At 41.3% G+C, this 20,225-nt stretch carries 20 protein-coding genes; 17 read left to right on the top strand and 3 right to left on the bottom strand.

Annotated features, from left to right (window positions below):
• Positions 1 to 71 precede the first annotated feature (71 nt).
• The 14 genes from KUL10_RS18230 to KUL10_RS18165 all read left to right on the top strand — a co-directional run bounded on the left by KUL10_RS18230 (position 72) and on the right by KUL10_RS18165 (position 13,820).
• On the top strand, positions 72 to 2,723 hold the full coding sequence (locus KUL10_RS18230) for a TonB-dependent receptor domain-containing protein (RefSeq protein ID WP_110430394.1): 2,652 nt from the start codon (positions 72 to 74) through the stop codon (positions 2,721 to 2,723).
• Between the two features lie 201 nt (positions 2,724 to 2,924).
• Entirely contained in the window at positions 2,925 to 3,758 is an 834-nt protein-coding gene (mazG, locus tag KUL10_RS18225; protein ID WP_110430393.1) for a nucleoside triphosphate pyrophosphohydrolase, read from the top strand.
• Position 3,759: 1 nt separating this feature from the next.
• A complete protein-coding gene (locus KUL10_RS18220) occupies positions 3,760 to 4,068 on the top strand; it encodes a Fis family transcriptional regulator (RefSeq protein ID WP_110430392.1) in 309 nt (102 codons plus the stop codon).
• 238 nt (positions 4,069 to 4,306) lie between these two features.
• Positions 4,307 to 4,735: a hypothetical protein gene (locus tag KUL10_RS18215; protein ID WP_110430391.1), complete on the top strand. Its 429-nt coding sequence runs from the start codon at positions 4,307 to 4,309 to the stop codon at positions 4,733 to 4,735.
• 162 nt (positions 4,736 to 4,897) lie between these two features.
• Positions 4,898 to 5,257 (top strand): hypothetical protein, encoded by a 360-nt coding sequence (locus KUL10_RS18210; RefSeq protein WP_110430390.1) that lies wholly within the window; start codon positions 4,898 to 4,900, stop codon positions 5,255 to 5,257.
• A 19-nt stretch (positions 5,258 to 5,276) separates the two neighbouring features.
• A complete protein-coding gene (locus KUL10_RS18205) occupies positions 5,277 to 5,687 on the top strand; it encodes a GFA family protein (RefSeq protein WP_110430389.1) in 411 nt (136 codons plus the stop codon).
• Between the two features lie 25 nt (positions 5,688 to 5,712).
• The gene (locus KUL10_RS18200) at positions 5,713 to 6,207 is read left to right on the top strand and encodes an ATP-binding protein (RefSeq protein ID WP_110430388.1); all 495 of its coding nucleotides are present in this window, start codon (positions 5,713 to 5,715) and stop codon (positions 6,205 to 6,207) included.
• 238 nt (positions 6,208 to 6,445) lie between these two features.
• Positions 6,446 to 7,210, top strand: coding sequence for a DUF3450 domain-containing protein (locus KUL10_RS18195; protein WP_110430387.1), 765 nt, complete (start codon positions 6,446 to 6,448; stop codon positions 7,208 to 7,210).
• A gap of 10 nt (positions 7,211 to 7,220) precedes the next feature.
• Positions 7,221 to 8,603 (top strand): MotA/TolQ/ExbB proton channel family protein, encoded by a 1,383-nt coding sequence (locus KUL10_RS18190; protein ID WP_110430386.1) that lies wholly within the window; start codon positions 7,221 to 7,223, stop codon positions 8,601 to 8,603.
• 5 nt (positions 8,604 to 8,608) lie between these two features.
• Positions 8,609 to 9,136 (top strand): MotA/TolQ/ExbB proton channel family protein, encoded by a 528-nt coding sequence (locus KUL10_RS18185; RefSeq protein ID WP_110430385.1) that lies wholly within the window; start codon positions 8,609 to 8,611, stop codon positions 9,134 to 9,136.
• Positions 9,137 to 9,168: 32 nt separating this feature from the next.
• Positions 9,169 to 9,570 (top strand): biopolymer transporter ExbD, encoded by a 402-nt coding sequence (locus tag KUL10_RS18180; RefSeq protein WP_110430384.1) that lies wholly within the window; start codon positions 9,169 to 9,171, stop codon positions 9,568 to 9,570.
• Positions 9,571 to 9,576: 6 nt separating this feature from the next.
• On the top strand, positions 9,577 to 10,185 hold the full coding sequence (locus KUL10_RS18175; RefSeq protein WP_110430383.1) for an energy transducer TonB: 609 nt from the start codon (positions 9,577 to 9,579) through the stop codon (positions 10,183 to 10,185).
• Between the two features lie 12 nt (positions 10,186 to 10,197).
• A complete protein-coding gene (locus KUL10_RS18170; RefSeq protein WP_110430382.1) occupies positions 10,198 to 11,526 on the top strand; it encodes a lipopolysaccharide assembly protein LapB in 1,329 nt (442 codons plus the stop codon).
• Positions 11,527 to 11,717: 191 nt separating this feature from the next.
• Positions 11,718 to 13,820: a bifunctional diguanylate cyclase/phosphodiesterase gene (locus KUL10_RS18165; protein ID WP_110430381.1), complete on the top strand. Its 2,103-nt coding sequence runs from the start codon at positions 11,718 to 11,720 to the stop codon at positions 13,818 to 13,820.
• Here KUL10_RS18165 and KUL10_RS18160 read toward each other — a convergent pair.
• Positions 13,803 to 14,507 carry a tellurite resistance TerB family protein gene (locus KUL10_RS18160; RefSeq protein WP_110430380.1) on the bottom strand — a complete coding sequence of 235 codons (705 nt, stop codon included), beginning with the start codon at positions 14,505 to 14,507 and terminating at the stop codon, positions 13,803 to 13,805. The genes KUL10_RS18165 and KUL10_RS18160 overlap by 18 nt on opposite strands.
• Before the next feature lie 117 nt (positions 14,508 to 14,624).
• On the opposite strand from KUL10_RS18160, the gene KUL10_RS18155 reads away from it, so the two are divergent.
• The gene (locus KUL10_RS18155) at positions 14,625 to 15,515 is read left to right on the top strand and encodes a homocysteine S-methyltransferase family protein (RefSeq protein WP_110430379.1); all 891 of its coding nucleotides are present in this window, start codon (positions 14,625 to 14,627) and stop codon (positions 15,513 to 15,515) included.
• 13 nt (positions 15,516 to 15,528) lie between these two features.
• On the opposite strand, the gene KUL10_RS18150 is transcribed toward KUL10_RS18155, so the two are convergent.
• Positions 15,529 to 16,080, bottom strand: coding sequence for a VOC family protein (locus KUL10_RS18150; RefSeq protein ID WP_110430378.1), 552 nt, complete (start codon positions 16,078 to 16,080; stop codon positions 15,529 to 15,531).
• A gap of 68 nt (positions 16,081 to 16,148) precedes the next feature.
• Complete coding sequence (gene hppD / locus KUL10_RS18145) at positions 16,149 to 17,225, bottom strand: 4-hydroxyphenylpyruvate dioxygenase (RefSeq protein ID WP_110430377.1); 1,077 nt, start codon at positions 17,223 to 17,225, stop codon at positions 16,149 to 16,151.
• A gap of 386 nt (positions 17,226 to 17,611) precedes the next feature.
• Between hppD and KUL10_RS18140 the strand changes: the two genes are divergently transcribed.
• Both KUL10_RS18140 and KUL10_RS18130 read left to right on the top strand, forming a co-directional pair.
• Entirely contained in the window at positions 17,612 to 18,601 is a 990-nt protein-coding gene (locus KUL10_RS18140) for a bifunctional helix-turn-helix transcriptional regulator/GNAT family N-acetyltransferase (protein ID WP_110430376.1), read from the top strand.
• Positions 18,602 to 19,023: 422 nt separating this feature from the next.
• Positions 19,024 to 20,181: a Na/Pi symporter gene (locus KUL10_RS18130; RefSeq protein WP_110430374.1), complete on the top strand. Its 1,158-nt coding sequence runs from the start codon at positions 19,024 to 19,026 to the stop codon at positions 20,179 to 20,181.
• Positions 20,182 to 20,225 lie beyond the last annotated feature (44 nt).

Genomic DNA, 20,225 nt, shown 5'->3' with positions numbered 1-20,225 from the left:
TATTAGGTAGCGCATTTGCATTTCAAGAGTACAGTTTGTCGCTGCTTGGATAAGCAGCTAAAGAGGTCACAATGAACCAAGCTAATAACAGCTTTCCCTTAAAACAACTCACGATAGCTGTATTGGCTTCGCTTGCTTTGACGCCAAGTGCGATCGCACAAAGCCAAGACGAAGACGACTTTATCGAAGAAGTTGTTGCCACGGGCACTCGCTTAAAAGGCACAGCAACAGCTGTGTTAGAAGAGCGTAAAAATCAAGCTTTCGTAGCAGATATCTTAGGTGCGGAACAAATCTCGCGTACCGGTGACGGCGATGCTGCTTCAGCACTAAGACGTGTAACAGGTTTGACATTGGTTGACGGCAAGTTCATTTATGTTCGTGGTTTAGGTGAGCGTTACTCATCAACACAACTAAATGGCGCTGCTGTACCCAGCCCAGATCCAACCCGAAATGTTATCCCTTTGGATTTGTTCCCAGCGGATATTATTGAAAGCTTATCGGTGCAAAAGTCTTATTCACCTTCAATGCCAGCATCGTTTGGTGGTGGTAACGTTGATATTCGACTAAAAACTATCCCTACCCAGTTTATTTTTAACGTCTCGGGCAGCTTGGGATACAACACTGAAAACTCAGGTGATGCGCTGGCCTATAATGGCGGCGGTGATGATTGGATGGGTAGCGATGACGGTACTCGTGCGGTGCCGGGTGTCATCGCTGATAGATGGGCTAGCAGAAACTTTTTAGACGATCTAGAAAGCGACGTGGCACGTGATTTATTTTCGCAAGTTAACCGAGACTATGACCCGTTTTTAGAAAGCGTTGACCCCGATATCGGTTTTAGCGCGTCAGTGGGAAATAGCTTTGATTACAACGACAAGATTCGCTTTGGTTTCTTATTCACTTCAAGTTATGACAACAGCGTTGCAGTTTCTGAAGAATACGAGCTACAACAAGCCGACCGAGTGCAAGAATCTATTAACTTAGTGCGCTTTTTTGACGATATCAGTTCGACTGAAAAATCAGTCAAATGGTCAAACATGCTCAACCTAGGTATCGATTACAACCGCAATCACCGTATTGATTACAGCTTAATTGCACTTAACGATACACGTGATGAAGTGTTTGAACGCTTCGGTAACACCGAAAACTTAAACCAAGCTGAAGGTTTGCGTATTCGCGATATCGGTGTTGAATACGAAGAACGGAAAATGTTTACCAATCAAATTCGTGGTATGCATACCTTCCCGCAATTTAATTTTGCAGGCATTGATTGGAAATATTCCTTGGGTCGTTCTTTGCGAAATGCCCCAGGCAATATGGAAGCGCGCTTCATACTGAGTGACTTAAACGAAGATGGTTTCTTTGATCCAATCAACGAAAGCACGTTAAGTAACTCAACAACAGCGGCACGTTATACCTTTCAAGATCTAAACGACAGGTTAGAAAACTACGGTTTTAATGTGACTTACCCTGTTTCAATTGAAAACTGGGAAATGGAATTTAAGTTTGGTGCTGATTTTGTCACTAAAACACGTACCGCAGAAAACAGACGCTTTGATATCAACACGCGCTCATTCGCCGATGGCGATGCGCTAAGCGGTTCCGTATTTGGCGATATCTTAAGTGATAGCGTGTTAGGCAATGCTGATAACTTTAACAATATTGCGGTTATTCGTGATACTACCCTTGCCGGTGACGATTACGCAGCGGGTCAAAAAGTTGATGCTTATTACATTGAAGGTGACTTTTTCTATAAGAATAAGTGGCGCTTTAGTGGTGGTGCGCGTTTTGAAGACTTTAGGCAAGTGGTTGCGCCTTTCGACCCGCGTACCAACCAGTTTGATTTACCAGATGAAGCTGATCGCGCTCAGTTAGCCTTCCAAGAAGATGACTTTTACCCTGCGGTAGCCGTTACCTACTTGATGGATGACGAAATGCAATTCAGAGCAAGTGTTGGTCAAACAGTCGTAAGACCTGATTTGCGTGAAGTGTCAAACTCAACCTTTATCGATCCATTGACTGAGTTTCCAATCGCAGGTACGCCAGGGATTAAAACAACTTCAATTATTAACTACGATTTGCGTTGGGAGTGGTATAGAGAAGCAGGCAACAACGTATCGGTCGGTTTATTTTATAAAGACATGGATGCGCCGATTGAATCTGTTCAATCACCTGCGCAAGATGGTCCACCTTTGATTCGTATTGCAAATGCTGAAGAAGGCACGGTTTACGGTGTGGAACTTGAGTTTCTTCAAGGCTTAGAAATCATCGGAGATGGCGTCTGGGATAATATTTTCGTGTCGGGTAACTTAACGGTTTCTGATTCTGAAATTACCTTGGATAGACAAAATATTGTTGACCAAACAGGTGTATCAGCTGCAATTACCAATCTCAAGCGTCGCTTAACGGGGCATTCGCAGTATGTCGCGAATATCCAAGCAGGCTATGACTCTGATAATGGTGAACACTCACTCTCAGTGGTATACAACGTTTTTGGTGAGCGTATTTTGATCCCCGGTATCGATGGGTTTGACGATAGCTTCGAGCAACCGTTTAATTCATTGGACACGGTATATAAATACTATCCTGATTTTAATACAACTGTGACCTTGAAGATTCAAAACATCTTAAATGAAGACAAAACTCTTGAGTTCGAAGACGTATTATTGCGCTCTGAAACTCGTGGAACGTCATTTAGTTTGTCGGTTAAATACGACTTCTAACTTTTACGATAGGTAAATTTATTCACGTTGAAAAAGCAGGCTTCGGTCTGCTTTTTTATTGGCTCACATTCACTTTTTTATTTGCCTGCCCGCACATTCAAACAAAAGCCTGTTTAGCTAGCGAAAAGATAAACTTTAGATAAGCCATAAATTTGCTAGGATGGTGCCTATCAATTTCCTATCAATTCATTGGCTCAATCAATGGCTAATCACTACCCACATAAAACCCAACATATCATTAAATTACTCGACATCATGAGTAAGCTCAGAGATCCATTATCTGGCTGTGAATGGGATTTAAAACAAGACTTCAATAGCATCATCCCTCACACGATAGAAGAAGCTTACGAGGTCGCTGACGCGATTGAAAATGGTACGATGGATGATGTTTGTGACGAGTTAGGCGATTTACTTTTTCAAGTGGTGTTTTATGCACAGTTAGCCGCCGAGCAAGATAGCTTTGTATTTGATGACGTTGCCGAACGAATCTCAAATAAACTAATTAGGCGGCACCCTCATATTTTTGCACAACAAACCCCACTAGCGAATAAAAAAGCAGGCGATTGGGATGAAATTAAAAAACAAGAAAGAAGAGAAAAAGGCGAAACAGACAGCAGTATTTTTGCAGGTTTAACAGCAGGTCTTCCACCACTAATCAAAGCTACAAAGTTACAAAAAAAGTGTGCGAAAGTGGGGTTTGATTGGGATGACATTCCACCCGTCATCGATAAAGTACGCGAAGAAATAATCGAAATTGAAGAAGAACTAGCCAAGCCAGTCAAGCAAGCAGATCTAATTGAAGAAGAAGTCGGCGACCTATTTTTTGCCTGTGTGAATTTAGCTCGCCATTTAAATGTTGATGCTGAGCGCGCCTTAAGCAAAGCCAACACAAAGTTTGAAACACGCTTTAGGCATGTTGAAGACGCTGTAAAGTTTGAAGGGAAAGAGATAAAACAATGTTCACTAGATGAACTTGAGCGTCATTGGGTGAGAGCTAAAAAGATAAAAATCAAAAGTAAAAAAGTGAACAAATAAAATGCCAACAAAGACCGAGAAGAAACTAGAAAGCAATATAGTCAAAGCACTGACTGAAGTCTGTGAGAACTATAAGGAAAAAGCAGAGGGTTTCGAATGGTTGACGCATGTTTACAAAAGCAAAAACAAGGGATTAAAAATTTACTGTGTTTTTCAAAACCGACAATTTATTCAAACCGCCAGAGCTGATTCAATTATTGATTCATTTAGCAAAGATATTATCACTGAGTTATTTGGGATAGGGGTTGATGTGTCGGCTCATGATGTTGAGTTTATTGATGAGAGTGAGGCTGGGCATAAAGGGCTTTGATTGTGTTAAAAAGCCATTTAAAAACTCTATTTGTTCCATAGCTACTTTCAGATTCAGCTTTTCTAATACAGTAAGAAGCTCGAACACTAAAATAGTTGTTGCTATGTGATATACAAAGAAATAACCTCCAATCTAAAGGAATTACTTGGCAACCATCAATATAGCCACTGAACATGCATCTGCTGAAGGTGAAGTATAAGACCAAGTTAACTTCATACGTCTTTTCTGGGAAATTAATATGACAAAAATTATAACTCTAATACTAGTTCTTTTTCTTTCTGGCTGCATTAATACACCAGCTTTCGTTAAATATAACGGTAAAAATGTTGCTACCTATAGTATCGCGGCTGGGTGTGGGACACTCATGCTACAAGAAGACTGTTCGCAGATTTCAGGGGCTACAAGGAAGGTTCGTATATCTGGAATTAATCTAAAAATTGCGGGAGGCGAAGAAGGGAAATTAGTATTTATAATGGCTATGGCGAAATTTTCAGCTGATGAGTCGACTTTGATACCAGGAGCAAAGGCGATTGAAGAGTATCTGCTGGAGAAAAATATTTCTGTAACAGAGACTAAAGTAATGTATGCAGATGGAAGGACTTACGGTGTGCACCTTACTTTAGATGGTGATGGTTATTCTCACCTAAAAGAACTGACAGTTGAGTAACTAATACACATTTAATGCACAAGCTCTGTAAACTAAAGCTTTAAATTAGGACTCATAATATTCACCTAGCAACCTATTGGAGTCAGCAGTGCTTATCGCATTGTCTCACAATAGTTATTTGCAGAACTCAGATTCGATAAATTAAACTCCAAGGAAATAAATATGACTGACAACATAAAAATATTTTTTGACGCTTGGGCGCTTGATGATCCAGAGTTACGACTTGAAAAAATCACGCAGTCAGTCACTGAATCAATTCGTTACGATGATCCTAGAACTCATAATACTGTGACCGGAATCCAAGAGCTATCTAATTATGTAGGGATGTTCAGCGCAAATGCGCCAGGTTGGCAGGCTAAGGTGGTTAAAAGCGATAATATTGCTGATATTACTCGTGTAACTGTCGCTTTTTCAGGGCAGGGGCCAGACGGTGTCATCAGTACGCAACTTGGTCAATATTTTGTGGAGAAACATGATGACCTTATTTCGCGTATGGTAGGGTTTGTGGGTACTGGAGATTAATTAGTGAATGGGGTTCCCTATGTACACAGGTGCTTGCCTATGTGGCGCAATTAAAGTCGAGATTGCAGGTTCAATCGAAAGCATTATCCATTGTCATTGCTCTTTATGTCGCAAAAACAGCGGTACTGCCTATGCTACAAATGGGTTTGTCAATGCAGACGAGTTTTCCGTTTTAGATCCGCACAAGAAGCTTAATTATTATGCTTTTAAAGAAGGTAAGCATAGGCACTTTTGTTCGGTATGCGCTTGTCCGATTTTTAGTTCAAACTCCGACAACCCAAGTAAGTTAAGAATCCGATTGGGGATTCTAGATTCTGATATTGAAGAGAGGCCAATATCTCATAATTTTATGTCATCAAAAGCCAATTGGGATGATTTGAATGCAGCCATACCACGGTATGATGGCTTTGAACCAAGTAGAAAAAGGTAATCGTTTTGGTCTTCAATAACTAACCATGTTGTATATATTTGGCGGCCTTCCCGCAACAGGCAAAACAGCACTTTCTAAATTTATCGCGTCAAGTTTTGGTGCGGCGTATCTTCGTGTTGATACGATTGAACAAACACTGAAAAATACAGGCAGCAAAGATGTATATGATGAAGGTTATCAAATAGCCTTCTCTATCGCGTTAGATAACTTAAAAAATGGCATGCCCGTGGTGGCTGACTCTGCTAATACTATAGAGGAATCGCGTCAAGCTTGGATAGATGTTGCAAAGGCTGCATCTTCACCCTATGTGCAAATTGAAATTATCTGTTCAGATGAAATCGAGCATCGTCGGCGGGTGGAACATAGAATAAGCGATATTCCAGCACTTCAACTTCCGACTTGGAAGTCTGTCATGTCTCGCCAGCACGATACTTGGGACTCTGCAAATGTTGTGATTGATACCGCGGGAAAAACGCTAGCGCAGAGCCAACAAACGTTAATTAGCTTACTGCGTTTATAGGTAAGTCCTTTAAGGCTTATCGAAAGGCCTATCGAGAAAGGGGTTTAACTTGAAAATTCATTTTAAATCATATGGTTACGTGGTGGTGTTGCTTGCCTCTCTTTCCTAATGTTACACATTTATTAATATGACAGAAGTGTAATATTTCTGTCATACATACTCTCTATCATTCGCTCAGTTTTATTGTCCGAGTTTTCTGAAAGCTCGGTGCAATTGGTTTAATCAATAGGATGCGAATATGAAGCTTTCCCCCACCTTGATAGCAAGCGTTATTGCTGGCGTGCTTTTTAGCAGCGCGGCTCTTGCACAAGATGCTTACTTAGAGCCAGCGGTTAAAAAAGCCACTGAAATCAATGAGTCTGCAGCGACGTCTCAAAATAAAATTGACAATATCACTGATCAAATCGGTGACAAGCTGACTCAATTCAGAACGCTAAGTAAAGAAATTGAAGGCTTAGAGGTCTACAACGGTCAACTGCAACGCCAAATCGCATCTCAGCAACAAGAAATGGCTGACCTAAATGCGGCGATTGATGAAGTAAGTGTCATTGAGCGTCAAATCACGCCTTTAATGCTAAATATGATTGAAGGCTTGCGTCAGTTTATCGAATTAGACTTGCCTTTCTTAGCAGAAGAGCGCGCAAATCGCGTTATTGATTTGCAAGCTTTGATGGACCGCGCTGATATTGCTCCGTCTGAAAAATTCCGTCGTGTGATGGAAGCCTACCAAGTTGAAATGGATTACGGACGCACTATCGAAGCTTATCCTGGCTTAAAAGACCTTGGTGGTGAAGAGCGTTCAGTAGAGTTTTTACGCATCGGTCGTACTGCACTTATTTATCAAACAAGAGATGGCAGCCAACAAGGCGTTTGGAACAAGCAAACGCGCCAGTGGGAAGAACTCGATTCATCTTACAAAACGCAAATAGCAAAAGGCTTGCGCATAGCGAAGAAACAACTAGCGCCTGATTTATTAATGGTGCCAGTGGCGATTACGGACTAAGGATAAGCAGATGAAATTTATCAATACAATTAGTAAAACTTTGCTTACCTTAGCGGCAACTGTGACATTTGCAGCTTCAGTAAGCGCTCAATCAGACACAGCACTCGATCTTGATGCACTTTTAAAGCAGCTAGAAGAAGGTAAGTTTGCTCAAAGTCAGCAAAACGAACAACGCGAGCAAGAGTTTGTTGCCAAGCGTGCTGAGCAAGACCAAATCCTACGTGATACACGTGCTCAGCGCGATAGTATGCTTGCTCAATCTGAAAGACTAGAAACTCAATTTGAAGAAAACGAATTTAAACTCGCCGACTTAAACGGTGCTCTAGATAACCGTTTGGGTTCATTAAAAGAGTTATTTGGTGTACTTCAGCAGGTTGCGGGTGACACTAAAAACAAGTTCACTAACTCTGTGATTTCAGCTCAAATCCCAGGTCGTTCTGAATTCTTAGATTCAATGGCGCAAAGCATGGGGTCATCTTCTAAGCTGGCTTCAATTGCAGAAATTGAGCGTGTTTGGTACGAAATTCAACGTGAAATGACCGAATCTGGCAAAGTCACACGCTTCACAACTGATGTTGTTGAAGCTGGTGGTAAAAAAGTGAATAAAGAAGTGGTTCGCGTAGGACCGTTTGCACTGGTTGCTGACGGCCAATACCTTGAGTATCAAGGCGCGACAGGCGTGGTATCTGAGTTGCTTCGCCAACCCGCGGCACGTTTTGTGGATTCAACTGCCAATCTGCAAGCTTCAAATGGCGAAATGGTCACTTTTGGTCTTGATCCAACAGGCGGTTCGATTCTAGGTTTATTAGTACAAGCACCTTCACTAGAAGAGCGCATTCACCAAGGTGAGTTAGTCGGTTATATCATTATCGCAGTGGGTGCTATCGGTATTGTGGTTGCTATTTGGCGCTTTATCGTCCTATCGTTAATTTCTTCAAGCGTTAATCGTCAATTGAAAAATCAAACACTTAGCGACAAAAACCCACTTGGTCGTGTACTTAAAGTGAAAGAGAAGTACCCAGATGTGGACACTGAAGCGCTTGAGTTACATTTAACAGAAGCGATTTTGGGCGAAGTACCAAAACTAGGCCGCTTCTTAACACTTGTTAAAATGATTTCAGTCGTTGCACCACTTGGCGGTCTATTAGGAACAGTTACGGGTATGATCGTAACCTTCCAACAAATCACCTTGTTTGGTACAGGCGACCCGAAAATCATGGCCGGTGGTATTTCATCCGCCCTCATGACAACTGTACTAGGTCTAGTAGTCGCGATCCCAACCACATTGTTATATGCCTTGTTAAGTACGCAGAGCAAAAACATCGTGATGATTTTACAAGAACAAGCAGCAGGTGTAATTGCTGAGCGCGCTGAACAGCAAGCGAAGGCATAAGCACTATGTTTATCGAGATATTTGAATCAATCAGAGACTTTACCGAAACCGGCGGAAACATTCTGCTGGTTATCGGAACGCTTATCTTTGTGATGTGGATTTTGATACTCGAGAGAATTATGTACGTGACCAATGGCCATAAGAAATTTATGCAAGAAACCATTGAACAGTGGAATTCACGTACTGAGCGTTCTTCTTGGAACGCTGTGCAGATTAGACAAGCAATGATCTCTCGAGTGAGTCTTAAACTGCGTTTTAGTCTTCCTATCATTCAAGCCTTAGTTGCGCTATGCCCATTATTGGGTTTGATGGGAACAGTGACAGGTATGATTTTAGTATTTGATGTCATGGCAATGACGGGTGGCGGTAACGCGCGCTCGATGGCGGCCGGTGTGTCGCAAGCCACTATTCCAACAATGGCAGGAATGGTCGGTGCATTGTCAGGTGTATTTGCATCAACATGGCTAACCAGAACAGCAAAGACTGAACGCATGCATTTAGAAGACGCATTGCAATTACAACGTGATAGCTAATGATAATTAGCGTCAAACGTTAAGGAAAGAATATGAAACATTTACAAAACTTAGTTGAAGAAGAAGAAGCAACAATCGATATGACGCCGATGCTTGACGTTGTTTTCATCATGCTTATTTTCTTCATCGTAACAGCGTCTTTTGTAAAAGAGTCTGGCATCGATGTAAACCGTCCAGATGCACCTACAGCGGTTAAAAAAGACCGTGCAAATATCCTAATTGCAATTAGCGACAAAGGTGAGATTTGGATAAACAAACGTCGCATTGATGTGCGTGCGGTGCAAGCAAACGTTGAGCGTCTGCATGCTGAAAATCCACAAGGTACGGTGGTGATTCAAGCAGATAGAAAATCAACGACCGAAACACTCATAAAAGTCATGGATGCTGCGCGTGCTGCCGGTGTGTTTGACGTATCTATCGCCGCGCAAGAGTAATCAATCATGCTAAGAGTATTATTGGCAATTGTTCTTGCTGCTGGTATTACACTAGGGTTGTTCTTTTTGATGCAAGCGTTAATCGCAAGCGGAGATAAGACCTTAAGTGAACCACCGCAAGGTCGCGTACTGGATTTTGTACGTGTTAAACAAGAGCAAGAAGCGCAACAAAAAGACAGAAAGCCTCGCAAGCCACCGCCGCCTGCCGAGCCGCCGCCTGATATGGCGCCACCTCAAATGGATGCGCCAAGCCCTGATGGTGATGCAGGAGGATTAGACTTTGCAGCTGACGTAGGTAATGATATCTCTCTTGATGGCGGACTCGCATTAGAGTCTGGTGATGGTGAGTACTTACCTATTGTTAAAGTGAGCCCTGTTTATCCAAGACGTGCATTGCAACGCGGTATTCAAGGTTATGTGATTGTCGAATTCACAGTGAACGAAATCGGCGCAGTGGTGAACCCAGTGGTAGTTGAAGCTGAACCGCAGGGAATATTTGAACAAGCGGCAATGGATGCGGCCAAGAAATTTAAGTATAAGCCTCGTGTTGTAAACGGCGAGCCCACTTCTGTTGCGGGTGTTCAAAACCGTATTTCTTTTGTAATTGATGGTTAAGGTAAAGTATCTATGAAGTTATTAAATACAGTACTGATTAACTCATTAATGGTCAGTGTAATAAGCTTCGCAGCAGGCGTGAGCTTATCTTTAGCGCCAACATCTTTGGCTTATGCTCAAGCGGCATCAGATGTTAAGCCAGGCGAAAAGAGAACACGACGCACACCTGCTTTGCGTTCACGCGTATACGAGCAGCTATCACGCGCACAAACTCAAGGTGACGCGGGCGATGTACCCGGTGCAATTGCAATCTTGGATGAAGTTAAAGACAAGATAAGCTCGATGAACAGCTATGAGCGTTCGATGATGTACAACTTCTACGGATTTGTATATTACAACGACGAGCAATTCGCTAAAGCAATCGAGAATTTCGAGTTGGCCGTTGAGCAACAACCGATTCCGGTTAATTTTGAAAAGACGACATTGTTTAGTTTGTCTCAGTTGCACATGATGCAAGGTAACTACGATAAGACAATTGAATATCTCGAAAAGTGGGAAGCCTTGAACGACGGTGTTATTCCACCAAAAAATTACGTCTTAAAAGCGCAAGCGCACTATCAGAATAAAAACTACGCTGAGTCAGCAAGCTATATCGAACAAGCAATTGAAGGCCATGAAGCTGAAGGTTATTTGCCTGATGAAGGTTGGCTGATACTTCAACGAGCAGTTTATTATGAGTTAAAGCAGCCTGAAAAAGTCAAAGATATCTTGGCTAAGATGATCCGTTTATATGATTCACCTAAGTACTGGATACAACTTGCAGGAATGTATGGCGAATTAGGCGAAGAAAAAACACAACTGGCGATGATGGAGTCAGCCTATCAAATGGGCTATGTTGAAAGTGGTGCTGATTTATTCAATTTGGCGCAGCTGTATTACTATCATGAAGTGCCGTATAAAGGCGCATTAGTGATGCAGCAAGCTCTAGAAAGCGGAACGCTTGAACGTAATCTACGAAATTTGAAGTTCTTAGCGACGTGTTGGCAGGCTGCTAAAGAAGACGAAAAAGCGATTCCTGTGATGCAAACTGCTTCAAGTTTGGCAAGCGATGGTGAGTTAGATGCTCAATTAGGACACCTTTTCTATAATCTAGAAGACTACAGTAAAGCGGTCGCTGCATCGCGATTAGCGCTGGAGAAAGGTGTTAAGAAGCCGGGTGCTGTACACATGGTGCTTGGTTTGTCTCTGTATAATCAGCGTAAATTTGTTGAAGCCTTGGATGAATTAGCGAAAGCTGAAGCATTTCCAGCCAGTCGAAGCACTGCTAAACAGTGGGCAAGCTTTGTTAGCAGAGAACAGCGTGATTTCGAAATACTCAAGCAGCAAGCTGAAAGTATATAAGTCATAAAACAACGCTAGATTGTTTTTACAAGCGCCAGTCTGTGTGGACTGGCGTTTCTGTATTTGTTGTCAAAAAAATAATAACGCTCTTTTCTAAGGCTCAATTAAGTTTAACTCATACCTTGCCGATATCTTCTTAAGGAAACATGTAGATAGCAAATACATATATTAAGACCGCGAAAGGTGTCGGATTGCACGATAATAAAAAGCTTAAAATGGGGTTGATAAGTTCGATAACAAAACCTCGAGACTTTAATGTAATTGTTATCGTTCTATTATTGTCATCATCGATTACTTCCTTGATAGCTCATCGATTTGGTTTAATGGACACATCTTTAAACCTGCAATCTAGTGAGCTGTTTACTAATTACTCTACACTATCAGTTGGTGGTGTGGAGGGAACTATCAGCTTAAAAGATGGAAAGTTGCAAGCTGAATGCACTTACCTTCCCAATAACAACAATGAGTACAAAAACTGTGGGATCAGCATTGGATATGGTCATCTTGATAATAGTGGCGTGCAAGATATCACCCAAGGACTTGATCTCACAAAATATGACCGAATTTCACTAAAGGTAACTTATGAATCTCCCTCGGATGAGGATAGAGTAAAGTTTTCATTTAGAAATTATAGCCCTTCATATTCACAACCAGATGATTATGTATCGTTAAAGTTTAACTCCATTGTGTACTCTGTGGGCTCATCTTCGACCTACCTAACGCTTCCCTTAAAAACCTTTAAAGTCGAAGACTGGTGGATTGATGATTTTAAAATTGATTTCCTAGATTCTCAGATTGACTTTTCTAATATCGTTTTTGTTGAACTACTATCTCATCAAATGAATGTGCCGGGTGATTACCTTTACAGAATAGAAAGTGCAACCCTTCATGGGGAATTGCTGACTGAACTTGAGCTACTACAAATTATATTCGCGGTTTTTTTACTGACAATAATATTGCTTGTATATCGCCAATCAAAAATTATGGAAAGAGTTTCTAAAACTGACTCTTTAACTGAGCTTTACAATAGACGTGGTATCGAAACAATAATTTCAAAAGAGTGTCAAAGTAAAAAATATAGTGATGCGCATTTCTTCTATTTTGACGTAGATGGCTTTAAAGCTGTTAACGATACGCATGGACATCAAATAGGTGATCATTTACTTATCAAAATTGCAGAAATCATCTTTTCCTTGTCTCATAAAGTAGCAGAAAATAAAGCTAAATTTTCGTTAGCTAGACTAGGCGGGGATGAATTTTGTGTACTTATAAATGATGTAGATGAAAAGCAAGCAATCGATGTCGCTCAAAAAATAATTGAGCTATTGTCTTTGCCAATGGAGATTGACAGGCGGCTAATCAAAGTAGGCGTTAGCGTTGGTATCGTCAAAATGGAGCCAAGACATAATAGCTTTGCCCAGATTCTAGAAGAAGCAGACACTGCGATGTATGTGGCCAAGAAAGAAGGCAAAAACTGTTATCGCTTTTTCAATGAAAAAGTCAAAACAGTTATTTACGAAAGTAAGCGCATTGCGACAGAGTTGAAGACTGCCCTAGATAAAAATCAGATGGAACTGGTTTACATGCCGATCGTTGATGCTAATAGTCAGCAAGTAAAAAAAGCTGAAGTTTTACTCAGAACAAATAACGACGGCTTAAAAGATATTGGACCTGATATCTTTATCCCCATCGCAGAGGAGTTCGGCATCATACAAAGAATCGATTTATGGGTGCTTGAAAACGCGATGAAATTCATAGAAAACAACCTGCAGATTATAAAGCAAAGCAAGTTGGTGATCGCGATTAACATCTCGTCAAAAGAAATGAATAACTTGGCATTTTATAGCAACTTTAAGCTATTGCTAGAGCGTTATAACGTGCCGCCTTCTTGTCTTGAGTTAGAGATAACAGAGACTAGTTTTTCGGAAGTTGACCAGATGTCAATAGAGGTGCTGAGCAAGATAAGAGGGTTAGGGGTATCTTTATCTCTAGATGATTTTGGTACCGGCTATTCAGCCTTTCAACATATTGAGTTGTACCCTGTAGATAGTTTGAAGATTGATAAGAGCTTTATTGATAAATACCAGTCTAAAAAAGCCAGTGACCGCACCATCATCACTGCAATGATAGGCATAGCGCATTCCCACGGTTTGACAGTAGTTGCAGAGGGAGTCGAGTCAAAAGAGCAGTCTGATTACCTCAAACAGCACCATTGTGACTTATTACAAGGTTATTACTTTTCAAAACCACTGCATCAACATGTTTTTATTGAATTATTAAACGCGCAACGATAGCCTGCCATCCTCAATCGTTTCTTCAATTGAAGCTTGTAATTCAGATGGAATACAAAGCAAGGTAGCTAATTTGTTGAGATACACTCTGGACTCAATACACTTTAAATCGATTGCCATTGCACTGACCGTATAAACCTCTGAGGCTATTTCTGAGCATGGCACTGATTCCACTATTTTCTCGATTGTCCAAGGCGCTTTCATTTCGTCGAATAAAGAAGTTTTTTCTTTAGCCGTAAGATCGAGCTTTTCCACTTGCTCAAAAATCTTCATCCTTTCTGATGTATCTATATGACCATCAGCGTGGGCGGCAGCGACCATTGCTCGCAAAAGTAACATTTGCCCTTCAGAATTTTGCTCGTCTATCGCATCATCAAATCTAGTTTCATCAATATGCTCAGGAGAATAGTCAAAGTGCTTTGCGGACTTTAAATTTTCTCCCTCGTAGGCGTACTTACCTTGATTGAATGCTCTATCTTGCGCTTGCTTTGCGGTATAACTTTGGTAGGCCTTCCATGCTAGGCCACCCACAAGAGCCATTGAGCCCATTTTATTTTTGCTCTTTTTCCTTTTGCTGCTTAATAACGACGCTGCAAGACCCATTGCATTGCTACTATTCAACATATCATTACCCGAGCCTTTCATCATTTTGGCTTTGCTAAGTCCAGCCAACATTTTCGTTATACTCATAAGTTTTCTCTATGATAGTGATTAATATTTTATAGACCAAAAAACCAAATAAAGATTCAAAGCTTGCTACACTCTTTGATTTACACTTTATTGATAATCGGCGAACCAAGGTATTTAATGAAAGAGTTATGCATTTTAGATGGGGGAATGGGGCAGGAGTTACTCGCCAGAAGCAAACGCGAAGTAACACCTCTATGGTCCGCAGATGTCATGCTACATGAACCCGAACTAGTGCGTGACTTGCATGTAGATTTCATTAAAAGTGGCGCGCAAGTAATTACGATGAATACGTACACTGCCACCCCACAGCGATTGGAAAGAGATGGCACAACTGAGCACTTCGTCGAGTTACACGAAAAAGCGGGATGGGCTGCTCTTCAGGCTCGCTCAATTGGCGGTGTCAGCAATATCAAAATTGCGGGGTGTCTGCCGCCTTTGGTAGCTAGTTATCGGCCTGAGGCTGTGTTGAGTTTTGATGAGTCACTTGCTACTTACAGGCAATTAGCTGCTATTCAAGAGCCTTTTTGTGATTTGTTTATTTGTGAAACAATGTCATCAATTGTGGAAGCTAAAGCAGCGTGTCAAGCTGCCAAGGAAGTCGAAAAGCCAGTCTGGTTAGCATTCACCGTTAAAGATGATGCTTCAAGGCAGCTTAGAAGCTCAGAATCTCTTGCTGATGCAGTCTCAGCGCTCTTAGCGCTTAAACCGGATGCTATTTTATTAAATTGCAGTGCACCTGAAGCGATTTCTTTATGTTGGCCAATTTTGCAATCAGCCGATGTTCCAGTTGGTGCTTACGCTAATGGCTTTACAAGCGTAGATACACTATACCCAGGAGACACGGTCACCAAGCTAGAAAAAAGAAAAGATTTGAGTCCTTTAGAGTACGTAAAACACGCGCAAAAGTGGGTGCAAAGGGGGGCTTCTATCGTTGGTGGGTGTTGCGAAATTGGCCCCGAACACATTAAAGCCCTTAATATGTCACTAAAAGCCCAAAGTAGTGACTAAGGGCTATTTTGATTTATTCGTCGTTTTTTATTTTTTCATGTAGCCAGGCAGCGTGACGAGGCGCCTTTTTAGTTGTATGCCATTCTTCTAGCATTTCAGGCGCGACCTCGCGTAGGCTTGCCATTTGCTCTGGTGTACCAGTATTCGCGGCTAACTCAAGCCTGTGGCCGTTAGGGTCAAAAAAGTATATAGATTTGAATATGCCATGATTAGTCGGGCCTAAAACGTCTATACCATGACTTTCGATGTGGGCTTTAGCATCTAGCAGTTCTTGCATGCTATTTAACTTGATTGCGATGTGTTGAACCCATGCTGGCGTGTTTCGATCTCTGTCCATGTCTGGCTGTTCCGGCAGTTCAAAAAAAGCTAAAACGTTGCCATTGCCTGCTTCTAAAAAGATATGCATGTAAGGATCGTAGGCGCCTGTAGAAGGAACATGATCTTCTGCAATAGCTAGTTGGAATTTCATACCAAGCACATCGCGATAGAAATCTACTGTTTCTTTGGCATCTTTACATCGATAAGCAACATGGTGAAATCCGTCAACTTTAAATTTCTCAGTCATCAAGGTTTCCTCTCATCTAATTTAACCGTCAACGGTGTGGTGGTTGACGGCTATTCTTTATAGTTTTGTTAATCTGTTTTAAGCACACCGCGATTAACTTGATCACGCTCGATAGATTCGAATAAGGCCTTAAAATTACCTTCACCAAAACCATCATCACCCTTGCGCTGAATGAATTCAAAAAACACGGGGCCAAGTTGAGTCTCAGAAAAAATTTGCAGAAGTAGACGTGGACTGCCGCCTTCAGTCGTTCCGTCCATTAATATTCCTCGACTTTGCAGTGCTGAGACATCCTCTCCATGATTCGGTAAACGCTCACTTAGCATGTCATAGTAGGTGCTAGGAGGGGCAGTCATGAACGGAATTCCCATTGCTTTTAAGCGATCCCAACAAGCAATTAAATCATTACAACTAAAGGCAATGTGCTGGATACCCTCACCATTAAACGCACGTAAAAACTCTTCGATTTGGCCTTTACCGCCTTCGCCTTCCTCGTTTAAAGGTATGCGAATTTTACCATCCGGCGCAGTCAAGGCTTTAGAGGTCAAGCCGGTATACTCGCCTTTAATATCAAAGAAGCGTATTTCTTGGAAGTTGAAGAGTTTTTCATAAAAGTCTGCCCAATATGCCATTCTACCGCCATACACATTATGTGTTAGGTGGTCGATCACCTCAAAGCCTGCGCCAACTGGATTGCGATCAACACCTTCCACATATTCGAAATCAATATCGTATATAGAGAGTTCATCTCCGTAGCGATCGATAAGGTAGATTATTGCATTACCTATGCCGCGAATAGCTGGCAATCTTAGTTCCATTGGACCAGTATTCACTTGCACAGGCTCAGCTCCCTGAGCAAGTAAGTACTCATATGCTTTTACCGCATTTTTAACTCTAAAACCCATGCCACAAGCCGAAGGGCCGTGTTCGCGAGCAAAGTACCAGGCCGCCGATTTAGGTTCATAGTTTGCAATTAAATTAATCCCGCCTTGACGCCATAACTGCGCATCTTTTGTGCGGTGATTTGCAATCATAGTGAAACCCATTGCTTTGAACACCGTTTCAAGCTGACCTTTTTCAGGTGATGAAAATTCTATAAACTCAAATCCGTCTAACCCTACTGGGTTGTCAAACAAGTCTGCCATTATCGTTTGCTCTCACTAGTTGTTATTAAGCCTAAAACTACCCCAGATGGTCGGTAGTTTATTTTGATGGAACTAAATCTGTTCTCAGTATCGCTAAAATTTTAGGAGCGAAGTGTAGGGTATTTGTTAAAAGAATTCGCCATCACAGTTAATTTAAGCACATTTAAAAAATTGAGCTAACATAATGGGGTGTAAATAATAAATTACAAAAATGCTCTAAAGGGCCTTTTTTTGAGCTGTTTAATGTGTATTTAGTCTAATCAATGGTAGCGCTGAACCAGTGCGAAAAAACTGTTTAAGACGCCCAAAAATAAGTTGACAAACACGAAGTTAAACATAAATATAATCACTTATATAAATGCTTATTTTAAACGTGATGGACCAATATGAATACTGACTTTTTAGACGAGCTAAAAGAGTTGGCGCTCGGTAGCCGCCTAAAAAGACTTTCTGAGCGCCTGCAAGCGCAAGCCTCTTTTATTTACAAGTCTTATGGCTTAGATATACAACCTAAGTGGTTTACATTGTTGGCGTTACTGGACAAGAGAGCGAGTATTACTATTGTTGAAGCTTCGGATGCGTTGGGTTTATCGCAACCGGCATTGACCCAGTTTTCGAGACAGTTAGAGGGCCAAGGTTTGGTCTTCATAAGAGTAAGTGATAGTGATTCTCGAAAGCGAGAACTTGCTTTAAGTCCAAAAGGTAAATCACAAATAAATGCGATGCGACCCATTTGGGCGGCGGTAGAGCAGGCTGCAATTGAACTTTGTAGCCAGAAGAGCAACGATTTTTATCAATCGATTTTGTCCTTCGAGTCGCAGCTACATCAGTCATCACTTATAGAGCGAACTCACTTAATTTACCCTCCAAAGGCTCATCTAACTAATTATTGTGATGCTGCCCCACTAGAGATGCTGCCTTATCAACCTGAGTTGGCTGATTACTTCGAAAGTATTAATACTGAATGGATTAATAAGATGTTCGTGCTTGAAGAAATAGATAAGCAAGTGCTTAGCGATCCCCAAAAGCATATTATCGATAAGGGGGGCTTTGTTTTTTTTGCGAAGCACCCAGCGCTTGGTATTGTGGGCACCTGCGCGTTATTAAATCACGGTGACAAACAGTTTGAGTTAACTAAAATGGGAGTGAGTAGTCATGCTCAGGGGTTAAAGGTCGGAGAGAAACTGTTGCAGCATGTTATTAGTGAAGCCCTAAAACTCTCCCCACTGTCTTTGTTTTTGCTCACCAACAAAAAGTGCGAAGCAGCAATTCACTTGTATGAACGCAACGGGTTTGCCCACGATAAGCAAATTATGGAAAACTTTGGTGCAAATTATGAACGATGTGATGTGGCAATGATATTTATTGATAATTAGCATGAGAGAATAATGCGTTAAGTATCACTATATTGATGTCAGTTGCATTTGGTGTTTGGAAGCAACTTGGTAATTGACGTTCCCTAGGTGTTTTCCATTTTAGCCGAGCTTTATGCTCGGCTTTTTTATAACTGACTATTTTCTTAAGACCCCAATTCTTGAGTAGCGAAATTTTGAAATTTCCAGGTGTGTATTTTTTCGTCATTAAACGCTTGTTTTAGGCACAGTTTATAAATTAAATATTATATTTGTCGCAAACTAACTTGCCTATTTCTTTCGACTTCTTTAATGTGAGCCGTCACATATCAAGTGCCCTGTAACACAATTGTAATTAAAGCCAATTACCATCAAGAATTTGGTGTAGTTAGCTAATTTATGAAGCGTGCTAAAGTCTTCATAAATATAAATAGTGAGAGTTTTAAATGCGCAATAATGCGTTGCCTGAGCAATCAAACGAAATCAGTTCTGGTCGATTGCCTAAACCAGTTAAGTGGTTATTTTTATTACTATTAGTCTATGCAATGTTGGTGGCAGTGGGACTGATAGGTAACGGTTTTAAGGCTGCGACAGAAGAGCACGCTCGCGAACTCTTTGAATACGCTTCTAATCCTATTATGGGATTGATCATCGGTATGGTGTGTACTGCGCTGATTCAATCTTCAAGCACTGTTTCCTCTATTATTGTTGCGATGGTTGCCGGAGGGCTACCTATTACGATAGCTGTGCCGATGATGATGGGCGCAAATATTGGAACAAGTATCACAAATACGATTGTTAGCCTGGGTCACGTGGCAGATAAGAAAGAATTTCAGCGGGCTTTCAATGCCGCCACTATTCACGATTTTTTTAATATTTTTGCAGTTCTGATCTTTCTACCTTTAGAAATCGCTTTTGGTTTGCTTGAGACGATAAGCGGCTATATGGTTTCGTTCGCACAGTCAGCAAGCGGGTCGGGTGGAGCAATGTTCAACCCGATAAAAGCCGCAACAAGCCCTGTTATTGAACTTGTTAAAAACTCATTAGAAAACGCTCCAATACTTGTCGCTGGCCTTGTGAAGATTGGACTAGGACTTGCGTTGATCATTATGTCTATTACCTATATGGGCAAAATCATGAAATCACTCATGGTAGGTAAGGCGAGAGAAATTTTAAAAAATAGCCTTGGACGTGGTGCGGTTTCAGGTATTACATCAGGTACAGTGGTAACGGTGTTAGTGCAATCATCTTCAACAACCACTTCTCTTATGGTCCCACTCGTCGGAAATGGCATTGTGACTGCCCGTTCAATATACCCGTTTACACTTGGCGCAAATATCGGAACAACGATTACTGCCTTAATTGCAGCACTTGCGGTTGAAGGACCAAATGCAATTCTTGCTTTACAGATTGCCTTTGTGCACCTTGTCTATAACACGCTCGCTGTATTGGTCATTTATGGTTTTACATATACACGAGAGTTGCCTCCAACACTTTCTTATAAACTATCATTAAAGGTCGCTGATAATAAGGCTTATGGCGTAGCTTATATTGCAGGAATCTTTTTTATTATCCCTCTCGCGGCTGTATTTTTGATTAATTAATTTCAAATTGGCTTACAGATTACGCTTGTAAGCCAGAACGCACG

Source organism: Glaciecola sp. KUL10, from assembly GCF_003203515.1.
Lineage (GTDB): Bacteria > Pseudomonadota > Gammaproteobacteria > Enterobacterales > Alteromonadaceae > Glaciecola.
Note: the sequence above shows the minus strand (reverse complement) of the source record. Positions and strands in the feature narration are given on the sequence as shown.

Coding starts and splice junctions, on each gene's coding strand:
- KUL10_RS18230 (WP_110430394.1), top strand. CDS start 72: ATGAACCAAGCTAATAACAGCTTTCCCTTAAAACAACTCACGATAGCT.
- mazG (WP_110430393.1), top strand. CDS start 2,925: ATGGCTAATCACTACCCACATAAAACCCAACATATCATTAAATTACTC.
- KUL10_RS18220 (WP_110430392.1), top strand. CDS start 3,760: ATGCCAACAAAGACCGAGAAGAAACTAGAAAGCAATATAGTCAAAGCA.
- KUL10_RS18215 (WP_110430391.1), top strand. CDS start 4,307: ATGACAAAAATTATAACTCTAATACTAGTTCTTTTTCTTTCTGGCTGC.
- KUL10_RS18210 (WP_110430390.1), top strand. CDS start 4,898: ATGACTGACAACATAAAAATATTTTTTGACGCTTGGGCGCTTGATGAT.
- KUL10_RS18205 (WP_110430389.1), top strand. CDS start 5,277: ATGTACACAGGTGCTTGCCTATGTGGCGCAATTAAAGTCGAGATTGCA.
- KUL10_RS18200 (WP_110430388.1), top strand. CDS start 5,713: ATGTTGTATATATTTGGCGGCCTTCCCGCAACAGGCAAAACAGCACTT.
- KUL10_RS18195 (WP_110430387.1), top strand. CDS start 6,446: ATGAAGCTTTCCCCCACCTTGATAGCAAGCGTTATTGCTGGCGTGCTT.
- KUL10_RS18190 (WP_110430386.1), top strand. CDS start 7,221: ATGAAATTTATCAATACAATTAGTAAAACTTTGCTTACCTTAGCGGCA.
- KUL10_RS18185 (WP_110430385.1), top strand. CDS start 8,609: ATGTTTATCGAGATATTTGAATCAATCAGAGACTTTACCGAAACCGGC.
- KUL10_RS18180 (WP_110430384.1), top strand. CDS start 9,169: ATGAAACATTTACAAAACTTAGTTGAAGAAGAAGAAGCAACAATCGAT.
- KUL10_RS18175 (WP_110430383.1), top strand. CDS start 9,577: ATGCTAAGAGTATTATTGGCAATTGTTCTTGCTGCTGGTATTACACTA.
- KUL10_RS18170 (WP_110430382.1), top strand. CDS start 10,198: ATGAAGTTATTAAATACAGTACTGATTAACTCATTAATGGTCAGTGTA.
- KUL10_RS18160 (WP_110430380.1), bottom strand. CDS start 14,507: ATGAGTATAACGAAAATGTTGGCTGGACTTAGCAAAGCCAAAATGATG.
- KUL10_RS18155 (WP_110430379.1), top strand. CDS start 14,625: ATGAAAGAGTTATGCATTTTAGATGGGGGAATGGGGCAGGAGTTACTC.
- KUL10_RS18150 (WP_110430378.1), bottom strand. CDS start 16,080: ATGACTGAGAAATTTAAAGTTGACGGATTTCACCATGTTGCTTATCGA.
- hppD (WP_110430377.1), bottom strand. CDS start 17,225: ATGGCAGACTTGTTTGACAACCCAGTAGGGTTAGACGGATTTGAGTTT.
- KUL10_RS18140 (WP_110430376.1), top strand. CDS start 17,612: ATGAATACTGACTTTTTAGACGAGCTAAAAGAGTTGGCGCTCGGTAGC.
- KUL10_RS18130 (WP_110430374.1), top strand. CDS start 19,024: ATGCGCAATAATGCGTTGCCTGAGCAATCAAACGAAATCAGTTCTGGT.